Genomic DNA, 17,185 nt, shown 5'->3' with positions numbered 1-17,185 from the left:
CGCCATGCACCGCATCCTGCTCCTGGCCGCGGCGCTGTGCCTGGCGCTGGCCGCCTGCGCCCAGTCGGCGCCGTCGGCGCAGTCGGGCGGCACGGTCACGCTCACGGGCAGGGTGGCGGTCAACGGCAGTGCCGGGTTCCAGCAGCCGGTGCTGATTACCTCCGGCGGCCAGGCATGGCAGCTCGACGCGCTGCCGCTGGAACAGGCCCGCGCGCTGGACGGCCGCGCGGTGACAGTCACCGGCGTGGTACGGCGCGCCGCCGCGCCGGGCACCTGGGGGCCGGCCGTGCGCGTCGAGCGCGTGGCACCTGCGGAGGGTGCGCCGGCCGCGCGCTAGCGTCCGGCGCCGCCGCGCGGGAAGGCTTCTTCCAGCGTCAGCACGGTGCCGGTGAGGCTGCCGTCGTAGCCGGGCAGGGCATCCACCACCTGGCGGAAGCTGCCGCTGCGCAGCGCCGCCACGGCGCCCGCCAGCGCGGGGCTCTGCAGCCGCTCGCGCTCGATGGCGAAGAAATAGCGCTCCTTGAGCACCGGCACGAAATCGAGGCCGAAGCGCCGCGCCGCCGTTTCCACCCCGAACCCCGCATCCGCCATGCCGCTGCCGATGTAGGCGGCCACCGCCGCGTGGGTGAACTCGCCGTTGCTGTAGCCCTCGATGCGGCTGCTGTCGATGCCGCGCGCCTCCAGCATCAGGTCCAGCAGCAGCCGCGTGCCGGAGCCGGTCTGGCGGTTGACGAAGCGCACGTCGGGCCGGCACAGGTCGCGCAGGCCGGTGACGCCGCGCGGGTTGCCCGGCCGCACGAAGAGGCCCTGCGAGCGCACCGCGAGGTGGATCAGCAGGTGCGTCTCGGGCCGGATCCAGGCGGCGAAGCGCGCCAGCGTGCGCTGCTCGAACTCGCCGATCGGCACATGGAAGCCGGCGATGTCGCAGCCGCCCTGGGCCAGCGCCGCCACCGCCTCCAGGCTGCCGCAGTATTTCAGGTCGTGGCGCACCTGGTGGGTCTCGAGGAAGTCGTGCAGCGCCGCCACCGCGAAGCCGTGGCTGGCGTGCAGGCGCAGCGCGGGCTCGGCGCGGTCCACCAGTTTCTTGATCTCGATCTCCAGCTCCGAGGCCAGGCTTTCCAGCGTCGGCGACAGCCGCGCGGCGATGCGCTTGCTGGCCCACACCAGCTGCTGCGCCAGCGGCGACAGCGCGCTGCCGCGCCCGCGCGTCTTGGCGATCAGCGCGCCGCCGAACAGCGCCTCGGCATCACGCAGGATGCCCCAGGCGTAGCGGTAGGACAGGCCGCTGGCCTGCGCCGACTGGCTGATGCTGCCGGTGCTTTCGATCAGGCCCAGCAGGCCGACCAGGCGCGACACGTCGAGCGCCGGCCCGGCGCCGGGATCGTCGGCGCGGACCTGCAGATGCGGTTCGATGGAGATGCGTAACATATGCGAAAAATAGCATATTGCCCGAATGGATCCAACTGCCTATAGTCCGCTCAAAGAGGCACTGCAGGCTGGCCGATATGGCTGCGCATGGCGGCGCATGGCCGCAAGTGGCGGCGCAGCATGGCGGACGCTGCACACGGGCCGGCCCGGGTGCCTCGAGATATGAAAAAAATAGCATATAAAGCGAATCGCATATAAAGCGGTGGCCATCCGATGGCCGGCCGCGCCCCGCAGCAGTTCCTGGCAAGACGCGCAAGCCAATGCGCCGCACCGTCTGCCGCCGGCCGCAGGCGCCGGCCAGTGCTGCTTCACCAGGAGATCCGATGTCGTCCCCGTCGCTGTCCCCATCCGCCGCCGGCGCCTTGCGCGAACCGGCCCGCGCGCAGATCGCCGCCATCATCGCGGCGCGCCGCGACCTGCCGGGCGCGCTGCTGCCCATCCTCCACGACATCCAGGACACGGTGGGCTACGTGCCGTCCGAGGTCCTGCCCGACATCGCGCGCGCGCTCAACCTGTCGCGCGCCGAGGTCCACGGCGTGGTCACGTTCTATCACGACTTCCGCGAGCGCAAGGCCGGGCGCCACGTGGTGCGCGTGTGCCGCGCCGAGGCGTGCCAGTCGGTCGGCAGCGAGGCGCTGGCCGCGCATGCCGAGCAGGCCGTGGGCTGCGCGTTCCATGAAACCACCGCCGACGGCGAATTCACGCTGGAGCCGGTCTACTGCCTGGGCCAGTGCGCGTGCGGCCCGGCCGTGACGGTCGACGGCAAGCTGGCCGGGCGCGTCACGCCGCAGCGCTTCGACACGCTGCTGGCGGCGTGCGCGCGCGGTGGGGAGGCCACGGCATGAGCGCCATCACGGTATTCGTTCCGCGCGATTCCAGCGCGCTGGCGCTGGGCGCCGACGAGGTCGCGCAGGCCATCGCGCGCGAGGCCGCCGCGCGCGGCGCCGAGATCACGCTGGTGCGCAACGGCTCGCGCGGCATGTTCTGGCTGGAGCCGCTGGTCGAGGTGCGGACCGCGGCCGGCCGCGTGGCCTACGGCCCGGTCGCGCCGGAAGACGTGCCGGGTCTGTTCGACGCGGGTTTCCTCGGCGGCGGCGCGCACGCGCTGGCGCTCGGCCCGACCGGCGAGATCCCCTTCCTCAAGCGGCAGGAACGCCTGACCTTCGCCCGCGTCGGCATCACCGATCCGCTCTCGCTGGCCGACTACACCGCCCACGAAGGCTTCGCCGGGCTGACCCGCGCGCTGACGCTGGACGGCGCGCAGATCGTGCGCGAAGTCACCGAGTCCGGCCTGCGCGGCCGCGGCGGCGCGGCGTTCCCCACCGGCATCAAGTGGCAGACCGTGCTGAACGCGAAGTCGCCGGTCAAGTACGTGGTCTGCAACGCCGACGAGGGCGATTCCGGCACCTTCTCCGACCGCATGGCGATGGAGGGCGACCCGTTCATGCTGATCGAAGGCATGACCATCGCCGGGCTGGCGGTCGGCGCCGAGCACGGCTACGTCTACGTGCGCTCGGAATACCCGCACGCCATCGCCATGCTGGAAGCCGCCATCGACGTGGCGCAGGCCGCCGGCTGGCTCGGCGACGACATCCGCGGCAGCGGCCGCCGCTTCCGCCTGGAAGTGCGCAAGGGCGCCGGCGCCTACGTGTGCGGCGAGGAAACCGCGCTGCTGGAAAGCCTCGAAGGCAAGCGCGGCGTGGTGCGCGCCAAGCCGCCGCTGCCGGCGCTCGAAGGCCTGTTCGGCAAGCCCACCGTCATCAACAACGTGATCTCGCTGGCCACCGTGCCGCTGATCCTGGCGCGCGGCGCGCAGTTCTACCGCGACTACGGCATGGGCCGCTCGCGCGGCACGCTGCCGTTCCAGCTCGCCGGCAACATCCGCCAGGGCGGGCTGGTCGAGAAGGCGTTCGGCCTGACGCTGCGCGAGCTGCTGGAAGACTTCGGCCAGGGCACGCGCAGCGGCCGGCCCATCCGCGCGGTGCAGGTGGGCGGCCCGCTCGGCGCCTACCTGCCGGTCTCGCGCCTGGACACGCCGATGGACTACGAGGCGTTCGCCGCGTTCGGCGCGGTGCTCGGCCACGGCGGCATCGTGGTGTTCGACGACACCGTGGACATGGCGCGGCAGGCCCGCTACGCGATGGCGTTCTGCGCGATCGAGTCGTGCGGCAAGTGCACGCCGTGCCGGATCGGCTCCACGCGCGGCGTGGAGGTGATCGACAAGATCATCGCCGGCGACCAGCCCGTCAGGCATGTCAAGCTGGTGCGCGACCTGTGCGACACCATGCTGGGCGGCTCGCTGTGCGCGATGGGCGGCATGACGCCGTACCCCGTGCTGTCGGCGCTCGACGCCTTCCCGGAAGACTTCGGCGTGGCCGTGCCCGCCAAGGCTGCCTGATCCCCGCACACCCAGAAAAACAAGCCAGCCAACGCCAGCATCAAGCCGGAGACCGCCTTGAACACACGCAATGAAATCGATTTCGGCACGCCCGCCAGCGATGCCCGGGAGCAGGTCACGCTGCAGATCGACGGCATCGACATCACCGTGCCGGCCGGCACCTCGCTGATGCGCGCGGCCGTGCAGGCCGGCGTCAACGTGCCCAAGCTGTGCGCCACCGACAGCCTCAAGTCGTTCGGCTCGTGCCGCCTGTGCCTGGTCGAGATCGAAGGCCGGCGCGGCTACCCGGCCTCGTGCACCACGCCGGCCGAGGCCGGCATGAAGGTGCGCACGCAGAGCGACAAGCTGGCCGACCTGCGCCGCGGCGTGATGGAGCTGTACATCTCCGACCACCCGCTCGACTGCCTGACCTGCCCGACCAACGGCAACTGCGAGCTGCAGGACATGGCCGGCGTGGTCGGCCTGCGCGAGGTGCGCTACGGCTACGACGGCGCCAACCACCGCGCCGCGGCCAAGGACGAGTCCAACCCGTACTTCACCTACGACCCCTCCAAGTGCATCGTGTGCAACCGCTGCGTGCGCGCCTGCGAGGAAACCCAGGGCACCTTCGCGCTCACCATCGGCGGGCGCGGCTTCGACTCGCGCGTGACCGCGGGGCAGGGCGGCAGTTTCATGGAGTCGGACTGCGTGTCGTGCGGCGCCTGCGTGCAGGCCTGCCCCACCGCCACGCTGGCCGAGACCTCCATCATCCGCATGGGCCAGCCCGAGCACAGCGTGGTCACGACCTGCGCGTACTGCGGCGTGGGCTGCGCGTTCAAGGCCGAGATGAAGGGCAACGAAGTGGTGCGCATGGTGCCGTACAAGGACGGCCAGGCCAACGAAGGCCACTCGTGCGTGAAGGGGCGCTTCGCGTGGGGCTACGCCACCCACAACGACCGCATCCTCAACCCGATGATCCGCGCCAGGATCACCGACCCGTGGCGCGAGGTGTCGTGGGAGGAGGCCATCGCCTACGCCGCCGCGCAGTTCAAGCGCATCCAGGCAGAGCACGGCCGCGACGCCATCGGCGGCATCGTCTCCTCGCGCTGCACCAACGAGGAAGGCTACCTGGTGCAGAAGCTGGTGCGCGCCGCGTTCGGCAACAACAACGTCGACACCTGCGCGCGCGTGTGCCACTCGCCGACCGGCTACGGCCTCAAGCAGACGCTCGGCGAATCGGCCGGCACCCAGACCTTCCGCTCGGTCGGGAAGGCCGACGTCATCATGGTGATGGGCGCCAACCCGACCGACGGCCATCCGGTGTTCGCCTCGCGCATGAAGAAGCGCCTGCGCGCCGGCGCCAGGTTGATCGTGATCGACCCGCGTCGCATCGACCTGGCCGACTCGCCGCACGTGCGCGCCGATTTCCACCTGCAACTGCGCCCCGGCACCAACGTGGCGGTGGTCACGTCGATGGCCCACGTGATCGTCACCGAAGGGCTGATGAACGAGGCCTTCATCGCCTCGCGCTGCGAGGACCGCGCGTTCCAGCAATGGCGCGACTTCGTCAGCCTGCCGGAGAATTCGCCCGAGGCGATGGCCGACGTCACCGGCATCCCGGCCGACCAGCTGCGCGGCGCCGCGCGCCTGTACGCCACCGGCGGCAACGCGGCGATCTACTACGGCCTGGGCGTGACCGAGCACGCGCAGGGCTCCACCACCGTGATGGGCATCGCCAACCTCGCCATGTGCACCGGCAACATCGGCCGCGAGGGCGTGGGCGTGAATCCGCTGCGCGGGCAGAACAACGTGCAGGGCTCGTGCGACATCGGCTCGTTCCCGCACGAGCTGCCGGGCTACCGCCACGTGTCGGACTCCACCACGCGCGGCCAGTTCGAGGCTGCCTGGAACGTGGAGATCAACCCCGAGCCGGGCCTGCGCATCCCCAACATGTTCGAGGCCGCGCTGTCGGGCAGCTTCAAGGGCCTGTACTGCCAGGGCGAGGACATCGTGCAGTCCGACCCCAACACGCAGCACGTGGCCGCGGCGCTGTCGGCGATGGAATGCATCGTGGTGCAGGACATCTTCCTCAACGAGACCGCCAAGTACGCGCACGTGTTCCTGCCGGGCTCGTCGTTCCTGGAGAAGGACGGCACCTTCACCAACGCCGAGCGCCGCATCTCGCGCGTGCGCAAGGTGATGCCGCCCAAGGCGCGCTACGCCGACTGGGAAGCCACCGTGCTGCTGTCCAACGCGCTCGGCTACCCGATGGAGTACACCCATCCGTCGCAGATCATGGACGAGATCGCGCGCCTCACGCCGACCTTCCGCGGCGTGAGCTACGCGCGCCTGGATGAGCTCGGCAGCATCCAGTGGCCGTGCAACGAAGACGCGCCCGAGGGCACGCCCACCATGCACATCGGCAGCTTCGTGCGCGGCAAGGGCAAGTTCATCATCACGCGCTACGTGCCCACCACCGAGCGCGTCAACCGCGCCTTCCCGCTGATCCTCACCACCGGGCGCATCCTCTCGCAGTACAACGTGGGCGCGCAGACGCGCCGCACCGAGAACGTGATGTGGCACGACGAGGACCGGCTCGAGATCCACCCGCACGACGCCGAGGAGCGCGGCATCAAGGACGGCGACTGGGTCGGCGTGCAGAGCCGCGCGGGCGAAACCGTGCTGCGCGCCATCGTCAGCGCGCGCATGCAGCCGGGCGTGGTCTACACTACGTTCCACTTCCCCGAATCGGGCGCCAACGTGATCACCACCGACAACTCCGACTGGGCCACCAACTGCCCCGAATACAAGGTCACGGCGGTGCAGGTCACGCCGGTGGCGCAGCCGTCCGAATGGCAGCGCCAGTACCACGACTTCCACGCGCAGCAGCTGCGCCTGCTGCAGGCCGCCAGCGCGGAGGCGCGCCCGGCATGAGCGAGCTCCGCACCAGCGTGGCGTGGCCGGCCGGCGATGCCGAGCCGCCCACCCACAGCACCTTCGAGGTCGGGCGCAGCCGGCTTGGCCAGGTCGCGCTGGAGGCCGACGAGCTGGCCGAGGAAGTGCCGGTCGCGCTCGAGTACAACGGTATCTCGCACGCGGTCATGCTGGCCTCGCCGGCCGACCTCGAAGACTTCGCGCTCGGCTTCAGCCTGAGCGAAGGCCTGGTGGCGAGCCCGCGCGACGTCTACGAGATCGACACCGAGGCCGGCTGCGACGGCATCACGGTGCGCCTGCGCATCGCCGCCGAGGCGTTCGCCGGCTTCAAGGAGCGGCGCCGCGCCATGACCGGGCGCACCGGCTGCGGCCTGTGCGGCACCGAGTCGCTGCAGGAAGTCATGCGCGTGCCGGCGCCGGTGGCCAGCAGCGCCAGCTTCTCCGGCGCCGCGCTGTACGCCGCCTTCGCGCAGCTGCAGACGCGCCAGGAACTGCTGCGCCACACCGGCTCGACCCACGCCGCGGCGTGGCTGCGCGCCGACGGCCAGGTCGGCCTGGTGCGCGAGGACGTGGGCCGCCACAACGCGCTCGACAAGCTGATCGGCGCGCTGGTGCGCGGCGGCGAGGACCGCGCGCGCGGCGCCGTGCTGGTGACCAGCCGCGCCAGCTATGAAATGGTGCTCAAGACCGCCAGCGCCGGCGTCGGCCTGCTGGCCGCCGTGTCCGGCCCCACCGCGCTCGCGGTGCGGCTCGCGCAGCGGGCCGGCGTGACGCTGGCCGGCTTCGTGCGCGACGGCCGCCACGTGGTCTACACCCACCCCCAACGCCTGCAGGACAGGACGGAACCGGCATGAACACGGACAACCTCGTCAAGATGGCGAACCAGATCGGCACCTTCTTCTCGGCCATGCCGGACCGCGAAGAAGCGCTCACGGACATCGCCTCGCACATCAAGCGCTTCTGGGAGCCGCGCATGCGGCGCGCGCTGCTGGCGCAGATCGACGACGGCGAAGCCGCCGGGCTGGACGACATCGTCCGCCAGGCCGTGATGCGCCACCGCGGCCTGCTGGCCGTGACGCCGCGCGCGTCGGAGCAGCAGCCCGAGCAACACTGAGCGGCCGCCCGGCCGCCGCCTGGCCGTCTACTTCAGACGCCTACTTCAGCCGCAACGGCTCCAGCAGCGCCGCGTCGTACTGCCCGCGGTCGATGCGGCCCAGTTCCAGCATGCGCAGCAGGATGTAGGCCTGCCGCTGGCGCGCGCGGCGCGGGTTGACCACCGGGTTGTTGGCCGACGGCGCCTTGGGCAGGCCGGCCAGCATCGCGCACTCCGCCAGCGTGAGCTCGCCCACGGGCTTGCCGAAATAGGTCTCGGCGGCCTCGGCGAAGCCGTAGGCGCCCTGGCCGAGGTAGATCTTGTTCATGTACAGCTCGAGGATCTCGTCCTTGCCCAGCGCATGCTCGATGCGGTAGGACAGCAGCACCTCGTACAGCTTGCGCGTATACGTCTTCTGGCGCGACAGGAAGAAGTTGCGCGCGACCTGCATGGTGATGGTGGAGGCGCCCTGCGAGAGCTCGTCCGACAGGTTGGCCACGCCGGCGCGGATCACGCCGACGTAGTCGATGCCGTCGTGCAGGTAGAAGCGCTCGTCCTCGATGGCGACCACCGCCTGCGTCAGCGCGGGCGGCATCTGGCCGATGGGCACGTAGCCGGGCGACTGGCGGAACGCGGCGAGCGCGTCGAGCGAGGGCAGCTGGCGCTGGGCCACCAGCACGGCCAGCGTGCCCAGCAGGGCCGCGCCGAGCACCAGCAGCAGCGCCAGCCTGATGAAATTTGACCAGAGACGTTTCATGGGCCGTATTGTGCCAGCACGCGGGTGCCAGCACGCGGCGACGGTGCCGCCGCGCGTGCCGCCGGTCCCGCACTTCAGCCGGCCGGCACGGGCGCGCCGGCATGCTGGGGAAGCCCCGCCCGCGGCGTCCGGCGGGGCGGATTATCCCGCCGCGCCGCGGCACTTGTCGAGGCCGGGCGCAAGCGTTCATGATGGTGGTCAAGCCGCCTGCCCGCGCCGGGATTTTTCGGGTACCGTACGCTGTCCCATTGCCGGAGCATCGCGCGGCAAGGGTTCACGGGCGCCGCGCGCGCGCGATCGCCGGGGCCGTCGTGGCCCGCGGCGGTCTGAAGCAATGATTCGGAGTGCATGATGAAGATTCTAGTGAGGGGCCTGCACCAGGGCATCGACGCGGCTCGCCTGCGCGAGGCGCTGGCCTCGTATGTGCGCGTCGTCGACGTCGAGCTGATCCTCGACGGCGATGGCGCCCATCCGTGGGCCTGGGTCGACCTCGACCTCGGCGACGCCGATCCGATGAGCGTGTGGAAACTGGTGGCGCGGCTCGATCACCGCTATATTGCCGGCTGCCATACGCGCTGGCACGTGCCGGCGCACCGCGCGCGCTGAGGCGCGCATCCGGCGCGCGCGGCTCATCGAGGGAGACAACGACAGATGCGGGGAATGCAGGCAGGCGAAGCCGGCGCGAAGCCGGTCCAGGGCGCGGCGCTGCCGCTCGACAACGTGGTCAACCTGCGCGATCTCGGCGGCCTGGCCACGCGCGACGGCCGCCGCGTGCGCGCCGGCAAGCTGTTCCGCAGCGGCAACCCGGCCTGCGCCAGCGCGGCCGATCTCGCGCTGCTGCGCGCGCTGCGGCTCGACCTGGTGATCGACTTCCGCTCCTCGGGCGAGAAGTCGCCGCAGGAGCGCGCGTTCGGCGAGGCCTTCCGCTGGGTCGCCACGCCGGTGCTGGAAGGCAGCATGTCGATGGCCGAGCTGATGCCGCGCATGCTCGGCGGCAGCCCCGCGCAGATGGAGGCCTTCATGCTGGAGGTCTACGGCGATTTCCCGCGCAAGTACCAGGCCGCCTTCGGCGGCTTCCTCAAGGCCGCGGAGGCGGGCGGCAACCTGCTGTACCACTGCACCGCGGGCAAGGACCGCACCGGCTTCGCCTCGCTGCTGCTGCTGGCCGGGCTCGGTGTCGACGCGGACGCCATCATGGCCAACTACCTCGCGTCCAATCACTGGAACCGGGATTTCAACGCGCGCATGAGCGCGCGCGCCGCCGAGGGCGGCGTCGACCCGGAGGTGATGCGCCCGCTGCTGGAGGTCAAGGCCGCGTACCTGGAGGCGTCGCTGCACGCCATCGAGCGCGACTACGGCGGCATGCCGGCCTACCTGGCCGACGTGCTCGCGGTGGACGTGCGGCGCCTGCGCGAGGCCTACCTGGCGGAGTAGGCGCGGGCCGCGGCGCTCATGCCGCGAGGTCTTCCTTCTTCTGCTGCTGTTGTTGTTGTTGCTGCTGTTGCTGCTCCAGCATGATGCGCGCGGTATTCAGCGCGATCATCCCTTCCTCGTCGGTGGGCAGCACCAGCACCGGCACGCGGCTGTCGTCGCGGCTGATGCGCTGGCGGTTCTCGCCGTTGGCGCCGGCGTCGAGGTCGATGCCGAACAGCTCCGCCAGATGCGCGCAGATGCGCTCGCGCACCGGCGGCGAGTTGGCGCCGATGCCGGCGGTAAACACCAGCGCGTCGAGCCCGCCCAGCGTGGTGGCCAGCTTGCCGATCTCCTGCGCGGCGCGGTAGGCGTAGAAGTCGATCGCCAGGCGCGCGCGCGGCGCGTCGCTGGCCAGCAGCACGCGCATGTCGCTGCTCACGCCGGACAGGCCCTTGAGCCCCGAGTCGTGGTACAGCATGGTCTCGATGTCCTTGGTGGTCATGCCTTGCTGCGACAGCCACAGGATGGCGCCGGCGTCGATGGCGCCGCAGCGCGTGCCCATCGGCAGGCCGTCGAGCGCGGTCAGGCCCATCGTCGACTCGATGCTGCGGCCCGCGCGCATGGCGCACAGGCTGGCGCCGTTGCCGAGGTGGGCCACGATCACGCGGCCGGCGGCGAGGTCGGGCGCCACCTGCTGGAGCCGGCGTGCGATGTACTCGTAGGACAGGCCGTGGAAGCCGTAGCGGCGGATGCCGCGCTCGAAGTATTCGTAGGGCAGCGCCAGCAGCTGCGCCATCGCGTCGTGCCCGGCGTGGAACGCGGTGTCGAAGCACGCCACCTGCAGCAGCGCGGGCGCCGCCTCGCGCACCGCGCGGATCGCGGTGAGGTTGTGCGGCTGGTGCAGCGGCGCCAGCGGCACCAGCGCCTCCAGCTTGGCGATCACCTCGTCGTCGATCTTCACCGCCGCGGCGTAGTCGGCGCCGCCGTGCACCACGCGGTGGCCGATCGCCACCGGCGGCGTGTCGCGCAGGCCGATGCTGAGCACCAGGCGGATCAGGCGGAAGGCGGCGTCGTGGTCGGACACCTGCGCGACCGGGAAGTGCTCGTCGGCGACCGCGCGGCCGTCGGCCATGCTGGCGGTCAGGCGCGGCGCGATGCCGATGCCCTCGATCTGGCCGTGCGCGCTGAGCACCGGGTTGATGTCGGTGTTGGCGTGCGCGGCCTCGGGCACGTTGTAGACCGAGACCTTGACGCTGGACGAGCCGGCATTGACGACGAGGATGGTGGGATGGGTGGCGCTCACGCTGGGATGCCTCCTTGCGGCGACGGCGATGGGGGAATGGGTGGCTTCAGACCGCGGCGGGCGCCTGCGCGAGGCGGCGCGCATGCGCCACCAGCACGGCGATGGCGCAGCTGCCGATGCGCGCGCGCACGCTGTCGGCGCGGCTGGTGAGGATGATCGGCACGCGCGCGCCCAGCACGATGCCGGCGGCCTCGGCGCCGGCCAGGAAGGTGAGCTGCTTGGCCAGCATGTTGCCCGATTCGAGGTCCGGCACCAGCAGGATGTCGGGGTCGCCCGCGACCTCGGAGACGATGCCCTTGGTGATGGCGGCCTCGCGGCTGATGGCATTGTCGAAGGCCAGCGGGCCGTCGAGGATGCCGCCTTCGATCTGGCCGCGCCGGCTCATCATGCACAGCGCGGCGGCGTCGATGGTGGAGGGGATCTTGTCGGTCACGGTCTCCACCGCCGAGAGGATCGCCACCTTGGGGTTGTCGATGCCGAGCACGCGCAGCAGGTCGATGGCGTTGCGGCAGATGTCGGCCTTGTCGTTGAGCGTGGGGAAGATGTTGACCGCGGCGTCGGTGATGAACAGCGGCTTGTGGTAGCTCGGCACGTCCATCGCGAACACGTGCGAGAGGCGGCGCGCGGTGCGCAGGCCGGTGTCCGCGGCGGTGACTTCGTGCATCAGCTCGTCGGTGTGCAGGCTGCCCTTCATCAGCAGCTCGGCCTCGCCGGCGCGCACGGCGGCCACCGCGCGCGCGGCGGCGGCGTGGCTGTGCGGCACGTCGATCAGCACCGCGTCGCCCAGTTCCAGCCCGTTGGCGTCGGCGACCTGGCGGATGCGCGCCACCGGCCCGATCAGCAGCGGCACGATCAGGCCAAGCTGCGCGGCCTGCAGCGCGCCGCCGAGCGAGGACGCGTCGCACGGATGGGCCACCGCCGTGGGGATGGCCGGGAGCTCGTTGCAGCGCGCCAGCAGGACGGAGTACTTGTCGAGGGGGTGGTTCATCGCTGCTCCAGTCTCCAGTGCGTCGGTCCGGATGGTGTGGTCCGGGGTGTCGGTCCAGGGTGTCGGCGCGGCGCGCCGGTCCGATGTCTTGAACCGGGGCATCGGCCCGGGGCGCTGGCCGGGCGCGCCGGGCATGCTGCGTCGCGCAAAAAAGCAAGGCCAAGTATAGGGCATGTTTCCGGCGAAAAGATGACATGGCGCAAGCTCGCGCAGCTTGTCCGGCACGCGGCGCGCAGGCGCCCGAAGTGCGCCCGGCGGTCTTTTCCGGGCGCGCTTGTCAACGTCATGCGGCGCTGGTAGATTGGCCGTGCTGCAGGGCAGCAATGCGACCCGGGCGCGGACATGATCCGCCCCGCGCGCGGCTGCCGCTGCCTCCAACGCCACACCGCAGGAGGACGCCGAGTGAACGCACGTGTACCCGCCACCCAGACCGCCGGAGCATCCGGAAGTACCGAAGGCCTGCTGGCGCCGCCTCCCGCGTGGTCCTATGCGGTCGATGCCTGGCAGCGCACCATCCTGCTGCTCGACGTGCTGCGCGAGCGCGGCAACCAGACCTTCGAGCACGAGCGCGAGGGCATGCCGCCGGTGCTGGTGTTCGACCACGAGATCGTGGTCGACGGCCGCACGCTCGATCAGCCCGCCAACTACGCGCTGCTGCGCGTGCTGCCGCCGCCGGGCTGCGCGCCCACCGACGATGCCAGGCGGCCGTTCGTGGTGATCGACCCGCGCGCCGGCCACGGCCCCGGCATCGGCGGCTTCAAGATCGACAGCGAGATCGGCATCGCGCTGCGGCGCGGCCATCCGTGCTACTTCGTCACCTTCTTCCCGGTGCCGTGCCCGGGCCAGACCATCGAGAGCGTGACGCGCGCCGAGGCGGTGTTCCTGCAGACCGTGATCGAGCGCCATCCGGACGCGCAGGGCAAGCCGTTCGTGATCGGCAACTGCCAGGGCGGCTGGGCGCTGATGCTGCTGGCCGCCGCCGCGCCCGAGCTGCCCGGGCCGCTGCTGCTGGCGGGCTCGCCGCTGTCGTACTGGGCCGGCATGCGCGGGCGCAACCCGATGCGCTACAGCGGCGGGCTGCTGGGCGGCTCGTGGCTGGCCTCGCTGTTCGCCGACCTCGGCAACGGCCGCTTCGACGGCGCCTGGCTGGTGGAGAACTTCGAGCAGCTCAACCCGGCCAACACGCTGTGGAAGAAGCTCTACGACGTGTACGCCAGGGTCGACACCGAGCGCGAGCGCTTCCTCGAGTTCGAGCTCTGGTGGGGCGGCCACTTCCTGCTCAACCGCGCCGAGATCGACTGGATCGTGCAGAACCTGTTCGTCGGCAACCACCTCACGGCCGGCGAGGTGCGCAGCGCCGACGGCAACCTCGCCGTGGACCTGCGCAACGTGCGCTCGCCGATCGTGGTGTTCGCCTCCTGGGGCGACAACATCACGCCGCCGCAGCAGGCGCTGGACTGGATCCCGGACCTCTACGCCAGCGTCGACGAGATCGTGGCCAACGAGCAGGTCATCGTCTATTGCCTGCACGAGAAGGTCGGCCACCTCGGCATCTTCGTCTCGGCCGGCGTGGCCAACCGCGAGCACACCGAGCTGATTTCCGCGCTCGACCTGATCGACGTGCTGCCGCCGGGCCTGTACGAGGCGCGCATCGAGGACATCGCGCCGGGCACCTCGCACCTGGACCTGATCGACGGGCGCTACCTGATGCGCTTCGAGCGCCGCACCATCGACGATATCCTCGCGCTCGACGACGGCCGCGACGACGAGGACCCGTTCGAGGTGGTGCGGCGCGTGGCCGAGATCAACCAGCGCCTCTACGACACCTTCGCCTCGCCGCTGGTGCAGGCCATGTCCAACGAGTTCAGCGCCTACGCCATGCGGCAGACGCATCCGGCGCGGCTGGAGCGCTCGCTGGCGTCCGACGCGAACCCGTGGATGGCGTGGATCGCCGCGCTCGCGCCGGCGGTGCGCCAGGCCCGCCGGCCGGTGGAGCAGGACAACCCGTTCCTGGCGCTCGAGCGCGCCGCTTCCGACAGCATCGTGCGCGCGCTCGACGCCTGGCGCGACCAGCGCGACGCCTGCTACGAGCACGTATTCGAAGCGCTGTACCAGTCGCCGTGGCTGTCGGCGCTGGTCGGCCTCGACCCCGGCGCGCACCGGCGCGGGCCGCCGCCGCAGAGCGCGGCGCTGCGCAGCGAGCTGGCCGCGCGGCGCATCCACGACGCCGAGCGGCGCATCGCGCAGGGCACGCCGCTCGACGCCTTCATGCGCATCCTGGTCTACGTCGCCGACGAGAACGCCGCCATCGAGGAGCGGCCCTTCAACCTGATGCGCAAGATGGCGCAGGAGCACCTCGCGCAGCAGCCCGACATCGCCGCGGTCAAGGCCGCGGTCAGGCGCCAGAGCTTCATCGTCGCGCTCGACCCCGCGCGCGCCGTGGCCGCGCTGCCCGAGCTGCTGCCGGACCCCGCGCTGCGCCACCACGCGATGGTGGCGATGCACCGCGTGTTCACCGTGGCCGGCCCGCTCGAAGGCGGGCGGCTGGCGCGCTACCGCGAGGTGGCGAACGTGCTCGGCACCGACCACACCGCGCGGCTGGAGGCGCCGCTCGCCGGTGCCGCGCCGGCGGCGGGCGTGCCGGACGTACCCGACGCGGCCGCGCCCGGCAACGCGCCCGGCAAGTAGGGACGGGGCGACGGCATGGTCCAGGTCTCCAATCCCCCGCTGCGGGGCGCGCGCGTGCTGGTGGTCGGCGTGGCCAACGAGGATTCCATCGCGTGGGGCTGCGCGCGCGCCTTTCGCGAGCTCGGCGCGGAACTCGCGCTGACCTACCTCAACGACAAGGCCTATCCGCACGTGGCGCCGCTGGCCGAAGCGGTGGGCGCCACCATCGTGATGCCGCTCGACGTGGAGGACGCCGCGCAGGAGCAGGCCCTGTTCGAACGCATCGAGCAACAGTGGGGCCGGCTCGACGCGGTGGTGCATTCGGTCGCGTTCGCGCCCAGGGACGACCTGCACGGCGGCCTGCTCAACTCTTCCGCGGCCGGCTTCGCGCGGGCCATGGACATTTCCTGCCACTCCTTCGTGCGCCTCGCGCGGCGCGCGGTGCCGCTGATGCCCGACGGCGGCAGCCTGTTCGCCATGAGCTACGAAGGCGCCGTCAGGGTGGTGCCGAACTACGATCTGATGGGGCCCGTCAAGGCCGCGCTCGAAGCCGCCTGCCGCTATCTCGCGCACGAGCTGGGCCCGCGCGGCATCCGCGTGCACGCGATCTCGCCGGGGCCGCTCAAGACCCGCGCCGCCTCCGGCCTGAAGGACTTCGACCACCTGCTGGCGGAAGCGGCCGGCCGCGCGCCGCTGGGCGAGCTGGTCGACATCATGGACGTCGGCTTCGCCACCGCCTACCTCGCCACGCCCTACGCGCGGCGCATCTCCGGCAACACCGTGTACGTGGACGGCGGCGTGCACATCATGGGCTAGGCGGGGCCGCCGCGTCCGCCCGCCGCGCGCGCGGCGGCGGCCTACAATGGTGGAAACAACGAAGGCCGCAGCCGCGGTGCGCGCGCGGCCTTGACTCGGGAGCCACACATGAAGGTACTCATCCGGGGCCTGCACCGCGATGTGACCGAACCGATGCTGCGCGAGAAACTGGCGCCCTACGCGCCGGTGACTGCCGTGGAGATGGTGCGCGACGGCGATCCCGACCACCCGTGGGCCTGGGTCGACCTCGACATCGATCCGTTCACCGCGTGGCGCCTGCTGCGCCAGCTCGACCGCCAGTATTTCGCCGGCAGCATGATGCGCTGGTACATCCCCGCCCATCAGGGCTAGCGCGCCGCCCGTCGAGCGCCGCGCGCCGCCCCTCGCGCTCGGATCGGCGCTACCATAGCCCGCTTGTGCCACTTTGCGGCGCCGCCCGCGCGGCGGCGCCCGTCCACTCATGCTTGAACTCGACGGCGCGATCTGGTTCCGCTCCGGCAGCCGCGACTGGGGCGGCCGCGAGCGCATCGCCCTGCTGGCCGCGATCGGCGAGCACGGCTCCATCACCGCGGCGGCCAAGGCCGTGGGCCTGAGCTACAAGGCCGCGTGGGACGCCATCGACGCCATGAACAACAGCGCCGGCGAGCCGCTTGTGGTGCGCGCCACCGGCGGCAAGGGCGGCGGCGGCACCCTGCTGACCGCGCGCGGCGAGAGCCTGATCCGCACCTATCGCGCGCTCGAGCAGGAACACCAGCGCTTCCTCGCCCATCTGGCGCGCCTGGGCAACCTCGCCGAGCCCGCGCCGCAGGACCTCGACCTGATCCGCCGCTTCATGGTCCGCACCAGCGCGCGCAACAAGCTGTTCGGCACCGTGGCGGCGATCCGCGCCGGCGCCGTCAACGACGAAGTCACGCTGGCGCTGCCGGGCGGGCAGCGGGTGGTCGCCAGCATCACCCATGAGAGCGTGGAGACGCTGGGGCTGGCGCCCGGCATGGAAGCCTTCGCGCTGGTCAAGGCCTCGTCGGTGCTGCTCGGCGTCGCCGACGCCGGCCTGCGGCTGTCGGCGCGCAACCAGTTGCCCGGCAGCGTGGCGCGCGTGCTGCCCGGCGCGGTCAGCGCCGAGGTGGCGCTCGCGCTCGACGGCGGCGGCACCGTGGTGGCGGTCGTCACCCACGACAGCGTGGCGGCGCTGGGCCTGGCCGAAGGCAGCCGCGCGCTGGCCGTGTTCAAGGCCTCGAGCGTGATCCTCGGCGCGCTGTGAGGCGCGCGTGGCGCGCCGGCCCGGGAGGCCGGCCGCATCGATTCCCGGCAGCCGGAACCGGCGGAGCAACAGCAACAGCAACAGCAACAGCAACAGCAACAGCAACAGCAACAGCAACAGCAACAGCAACAGCAACAGCAACAGCAAC

16 protein-coding genes are annotated in these 17,185 nt (G+C 71.6%); 12 read left to right on the top strand and 4 right to left on the bottom strand.

Annotated elements, in window-relative coordinates:
* The first annotated feature begins 4 nt into the window (after positions 1-4).
* Positions 5-337, top strand: coding sequence for a DUF5818 domain-containing protein (locus AC3WXD_RS15820; RefSeq protein WP_492324141.1), 333 nt, complete (start codon positions 5-7; stop codon positions 335-337).
* Here the strand turns inward: AC3WXD_RS15820 and AC3WXD_RS15815 are convergent.
* Positions 334-1,428 carry a substrate-binding domain-containing protein gene (locus AC3WXD_RS15815; RefSeq protein ID WP_020205718.1) on the bottom strand — a complete coding sequence of 365 codons (1,095 nt, stop codon included), beginning with the start codon at positions 1,426-1,428 and terminating at the stop codon, positions 334-336. The genes AC3WXD_RS15820 and AC3WXD_RS15815 overlap by 4 nt on opposite strands.
* 323 nt (positions 1,429-1,751) lie before the next feature.
* Between AC3WXD_RS15815 and AC3WXD_RS15810 the strand changes: the two genes are divergently transcribed.
* From AC3WXD_RS15810 to AC3WXD_RS15790, 5 genes are read left to right on the top strand one after another with little or no spacing between them, the layout of a single operon-like run.
* Positions 1,752-2,273, top strand: a complete 522-nt coding sequence (locus AC3WXD_RS15810; RefSeq protein WP_492324140.1) for a formate dehydrogenase subunit gamma — start codon at positions 1,752-1,754, stop codon at positions 2,271-2,273.
* Positions 2,270-3,826: a formate dehydrogenase beta subunit gene (locus tag AC3WXD_RS15805; protein ID WP_020205716.1), complete on the top strand. Its 1,557-nt coding sequence runs from the start codon at positions 2,270-2,272 to the stop codon at positions 3,824-3,826. Before AC3WXD_RS15810 ends, AC3WXD_RS15805 begins: the two co-directional genes overlap by 4 nt.
* A gap of 57 nt (positions 3,827-3,883) precedes the next feature.
* Positions 3,884-6,739 (top strand): formate dehydrogenase subunit alpha, encoded by a 2,856-nt coding sequence (gene fdhF / locus AC3WXD_RS15800; RefSeq protein ID WP_492324139.1) that lies wholly within the window; start codon positions 3,884-3,886, stop codon positions 6,737-6,739.
* The gene (fdhD, locus tag AC3WXD_RS15795) at positions 6,736-7,593 is read left to right on the top strand and encodes a formate dehydrogenase accessory sulfurtransferase FdhD (protein ID WP_492324138.1); all 858 of its coding nucleotides are present in this window, start codon (positions 6,736-6,738) and stop codon (positions 7,591-7,593) included. Before fdhF ends, fdhD begins: the two co-directional genes overlap by 4 nt.
* Positions 7,590-7,853, top strand: a complete 264-nt coding sequence (locus tag AC3WXD_RS15790; RefSeq protein WP_020205713.1) for a formate dehydrogenase subunit delta — start codon at positions 7,590-7,592, stop codon at positions 7,851-7,853. The genes fdhD and AC3WXD_RS15790 overlap by 4 nt, the downstream gene beginning before the upstream one ends.
* Before the next feature lie 40 nt (positions 7,854-7,893).
* Here AC3WXD_RS15790 and AC3WXD_RS15785 read toward each other — a convergent pair whose 3' ends face one another.
* Positions 7,894-8,589 carry a transglycosylase domain-containing protein gene (locus AC3WXD_RS15785; protein ID WP_492324137.1) on the bottom strand — a complete coding sequence of 232 codons (696 nt, stop codon included), beginning with the start codon at positions 8,587-8,589 and terminating at the stop codon, positions 7,894-7,896.
* 351 nt (positions 8,590-8,940) lie between these two features.
* On the opposite strand from AC3WXD_RS15785, the gene AC3WXD_RS15780 reads away from it, so the two are divergent.
* Together AC3WXD_RS15780 and AC3WXD_RS15775 are read left to right on the top strand one after the other, a co-directional pair.
* Complete coding sequence (locus AC3WXD_RS15780) at positions 8,941-9,195, top strand: RNA recognition motif domain-containing protein (RefSeq protein ID WP_020423949.1); 255 nt, start codon at positions 8,941-8,943, stop codon at positions 9,193-9,195.
* 54 nt (positions 9,196-9,249) lie between these two features.
* Positions 9,250-10,023: a tyrosine-protein phosphatase gene (locus AC3WXD_RS15775; RefSeq protein ID WP_492324136.1), complete on the top strand. Its 774-nt coding sequence runs from the start codon at positions 9,250-9,252 to the stop codon at positions 10,021-10,023.
* 16 nt (positions 10,024-10,039) lie between these two features.
* Here the strand turns inward: AC3WXD_RS15775 and AC3WXD_RS15770 are convergent, their stop codons facing one another.
* Together AC3WXD_RS15770 and AC3WXD_RS15765 are read right to left on the bottom strand one after the other, a co-directional pair.
* Entirely contained in the window at positions 10,040-11,305 is a 1,266-nt protein-coding gene (locus tag AC3WXD_RS15770; protein WP_492324135.1) for an acetate/propionate family kinase, read from the bottom strand.
* Positions 11,306-11,351: 46 nt separating this feature from the next.
* Positions 11,352-12,293, bottom strand: coding sequence for a phosphate acetyltransferase (locus tag AC3WXD_RS15765; protein WP_020205708.1), 942 nt, complete (start codon positions 12,291-12,293; stop codon positions 11,352-11,354).
* A gap of 402 nt (positions 12,294-12,695) precedes the next feature.
* On the opposite strand from AC3WXD_RS15765, the gene AC3WXD_RS15760 reads away from it, so the two are divergent.
* From AC3WXD_RS15760 to AC3WXD_RS15745, 4 genes are all read left to right on the top strand, one after another.
* Positions 12,696-14,981, top strand: coding sequence for a DUF3141 domain-containing protein (locus AC3WXD_RS15760; protein WP_454731031.1), 2,286 nt, complete (start codon positions 12,696-12,698; stop codon positions 14,979-14,981).
* A 15-nt stretch (positions 14,982-14,996) separates the two neighbouring features.
* Entirely contained in the window at positions 14,997-15,776 is a 780-nt protein-coding gene (gene fabI / locus AC3WXD_RS15755; RefSeq protein ID WP_059410685.1) for an enoyl-ACP reductase FabI, read from the top strand.
* A gap of 108 nt (positions 15,777-15,884) precedes the next feature.
* The gene (locus AC3WXD_RS15750; RefSeq protein ID WP_020205705.1) at positions 15,885-16,127 is read left to right on the top strand and encodes an RNA recognition motif domain-containing protein; all 243 of its coding nucleotides are present in this window, start codon (positions 15,885-15,887) and stop codon (positions 16,125-16,127) included.
* Between the two features lie 109 nt (positions 16,128-16,236).
* Positions 16,237-17,037: a TOBE domain-containing protein gene (locus AC3WXD_RS15745; protein ID WP_492324134.1), complete on the top strand. Its 801-nt coding sequence runs from the start codon at positions 16,237-16,239 to the stop codon at positions 17,035-17,037.
* Positions 17,038-17,185: the final 148 nt, after the last annotated feature.

Source organism: Cupriavidus sp. FW216-B1 (assembly GCF_058789195.1).
Note: the sequence above shows the minus strand (reverse complement) of the source record. Positions and strands in the feature narration are given on the sequence as shown.

Bases quoted from the DNA above. Each gene is read 5' to 3' on its own strand.
- AC3WXD_RS15750 (WP_020205705.1), top strand. From the start codon at position 15,885: ATGAAGGTACTCATCCGGGGCCTGCACCGCGATGTGACCGAACCGATG.
- AC3WXD_RS15780 (WP_020423949.1), top strand. From the start codon at position 8,941: ATGAAGATTCTAGTGAGGGGCCTGCACCAGGGCATCGACGCGGCTCGC.
- AC3WXD_RS15775 (WP_492324136.1), top strand. From the start codon at position 9,250: ATGCAGGCAGGCGAAGCCGGCGCGAAGCCGGTCCAGGGCGCGGCGCTG.
- fabI (WP_059410685.1), top strand. From the start codon at position 14,997: ATGGTCCAGGTCTCCAATCCCCCGCTGCGGGGCGCGCGCGTGCTGGTG.
- AC3WXD_RS15810 (WP_492324140.1), top strand. From the start codon at position 1,752: ATGTCGTCCCCGTCGCTGTCCCCATCCGCCGCCGGCGCCTTGCGCGAA.
- AC3WXD_RS15745 (WP_492324134.1), top strand. From the start codon at position 16,237: ATGCTTGAACTCGACGGCGCGATCTGGTTCCGCTCCGGCAGCCGCGAC.
- AC3WXD_RS15790 (WP_020205713.1), top strand. From the start codon at position 7,590: ATGAACACGGACAACCTCGTCAAGATGGCGAACCAGATCGGCACCTTC.
- AC3WXD_RS15785 (WP_492324137.1), bottom strand. From the start codon at position 8,589: ATGAAACGTCTCTGGTCAAATTTCATCAGGCTGGCGCTGCTGCTGGTG.
- AC3WXD_RS15805 (WP_020205716.1), top strand. From the start codon at position 2,270: ATGAGCGCCATCACGGTATTCGTTCCGCGCGATTCCAGCGCGCTGGCG.
- fdhD (WP_492324138.1), top strand. From the start codon at position 6,736: ATGAGCGAGCTCCGCACCAGCGTGGCGTGGCCGGCCGGCGATGCCGAG.
- AC3WXD_RS15765 (WP_020205708.1), bottom strand. From the start codon at position 12,293: ATGAACCACCCCCTCGACAAGTACTCCGTCCTGCTGGCGCGCTGCAAC.
- AC3WXD_RS15815 (WP_020205718.1), bottom strand. From the start codon at position 1,428: ATGTTACGCATCTCCATCGAACCGCATCTGCAGGTCCGCGCCGACGAT.
- AC3WXD_RS15820 (WP_492324141.1), top strand. From the start codon at position 5: ATGCACCGCATCCTGCTCCTGGCCGCGGCGCTGTGCCTGGCGCTGGCC.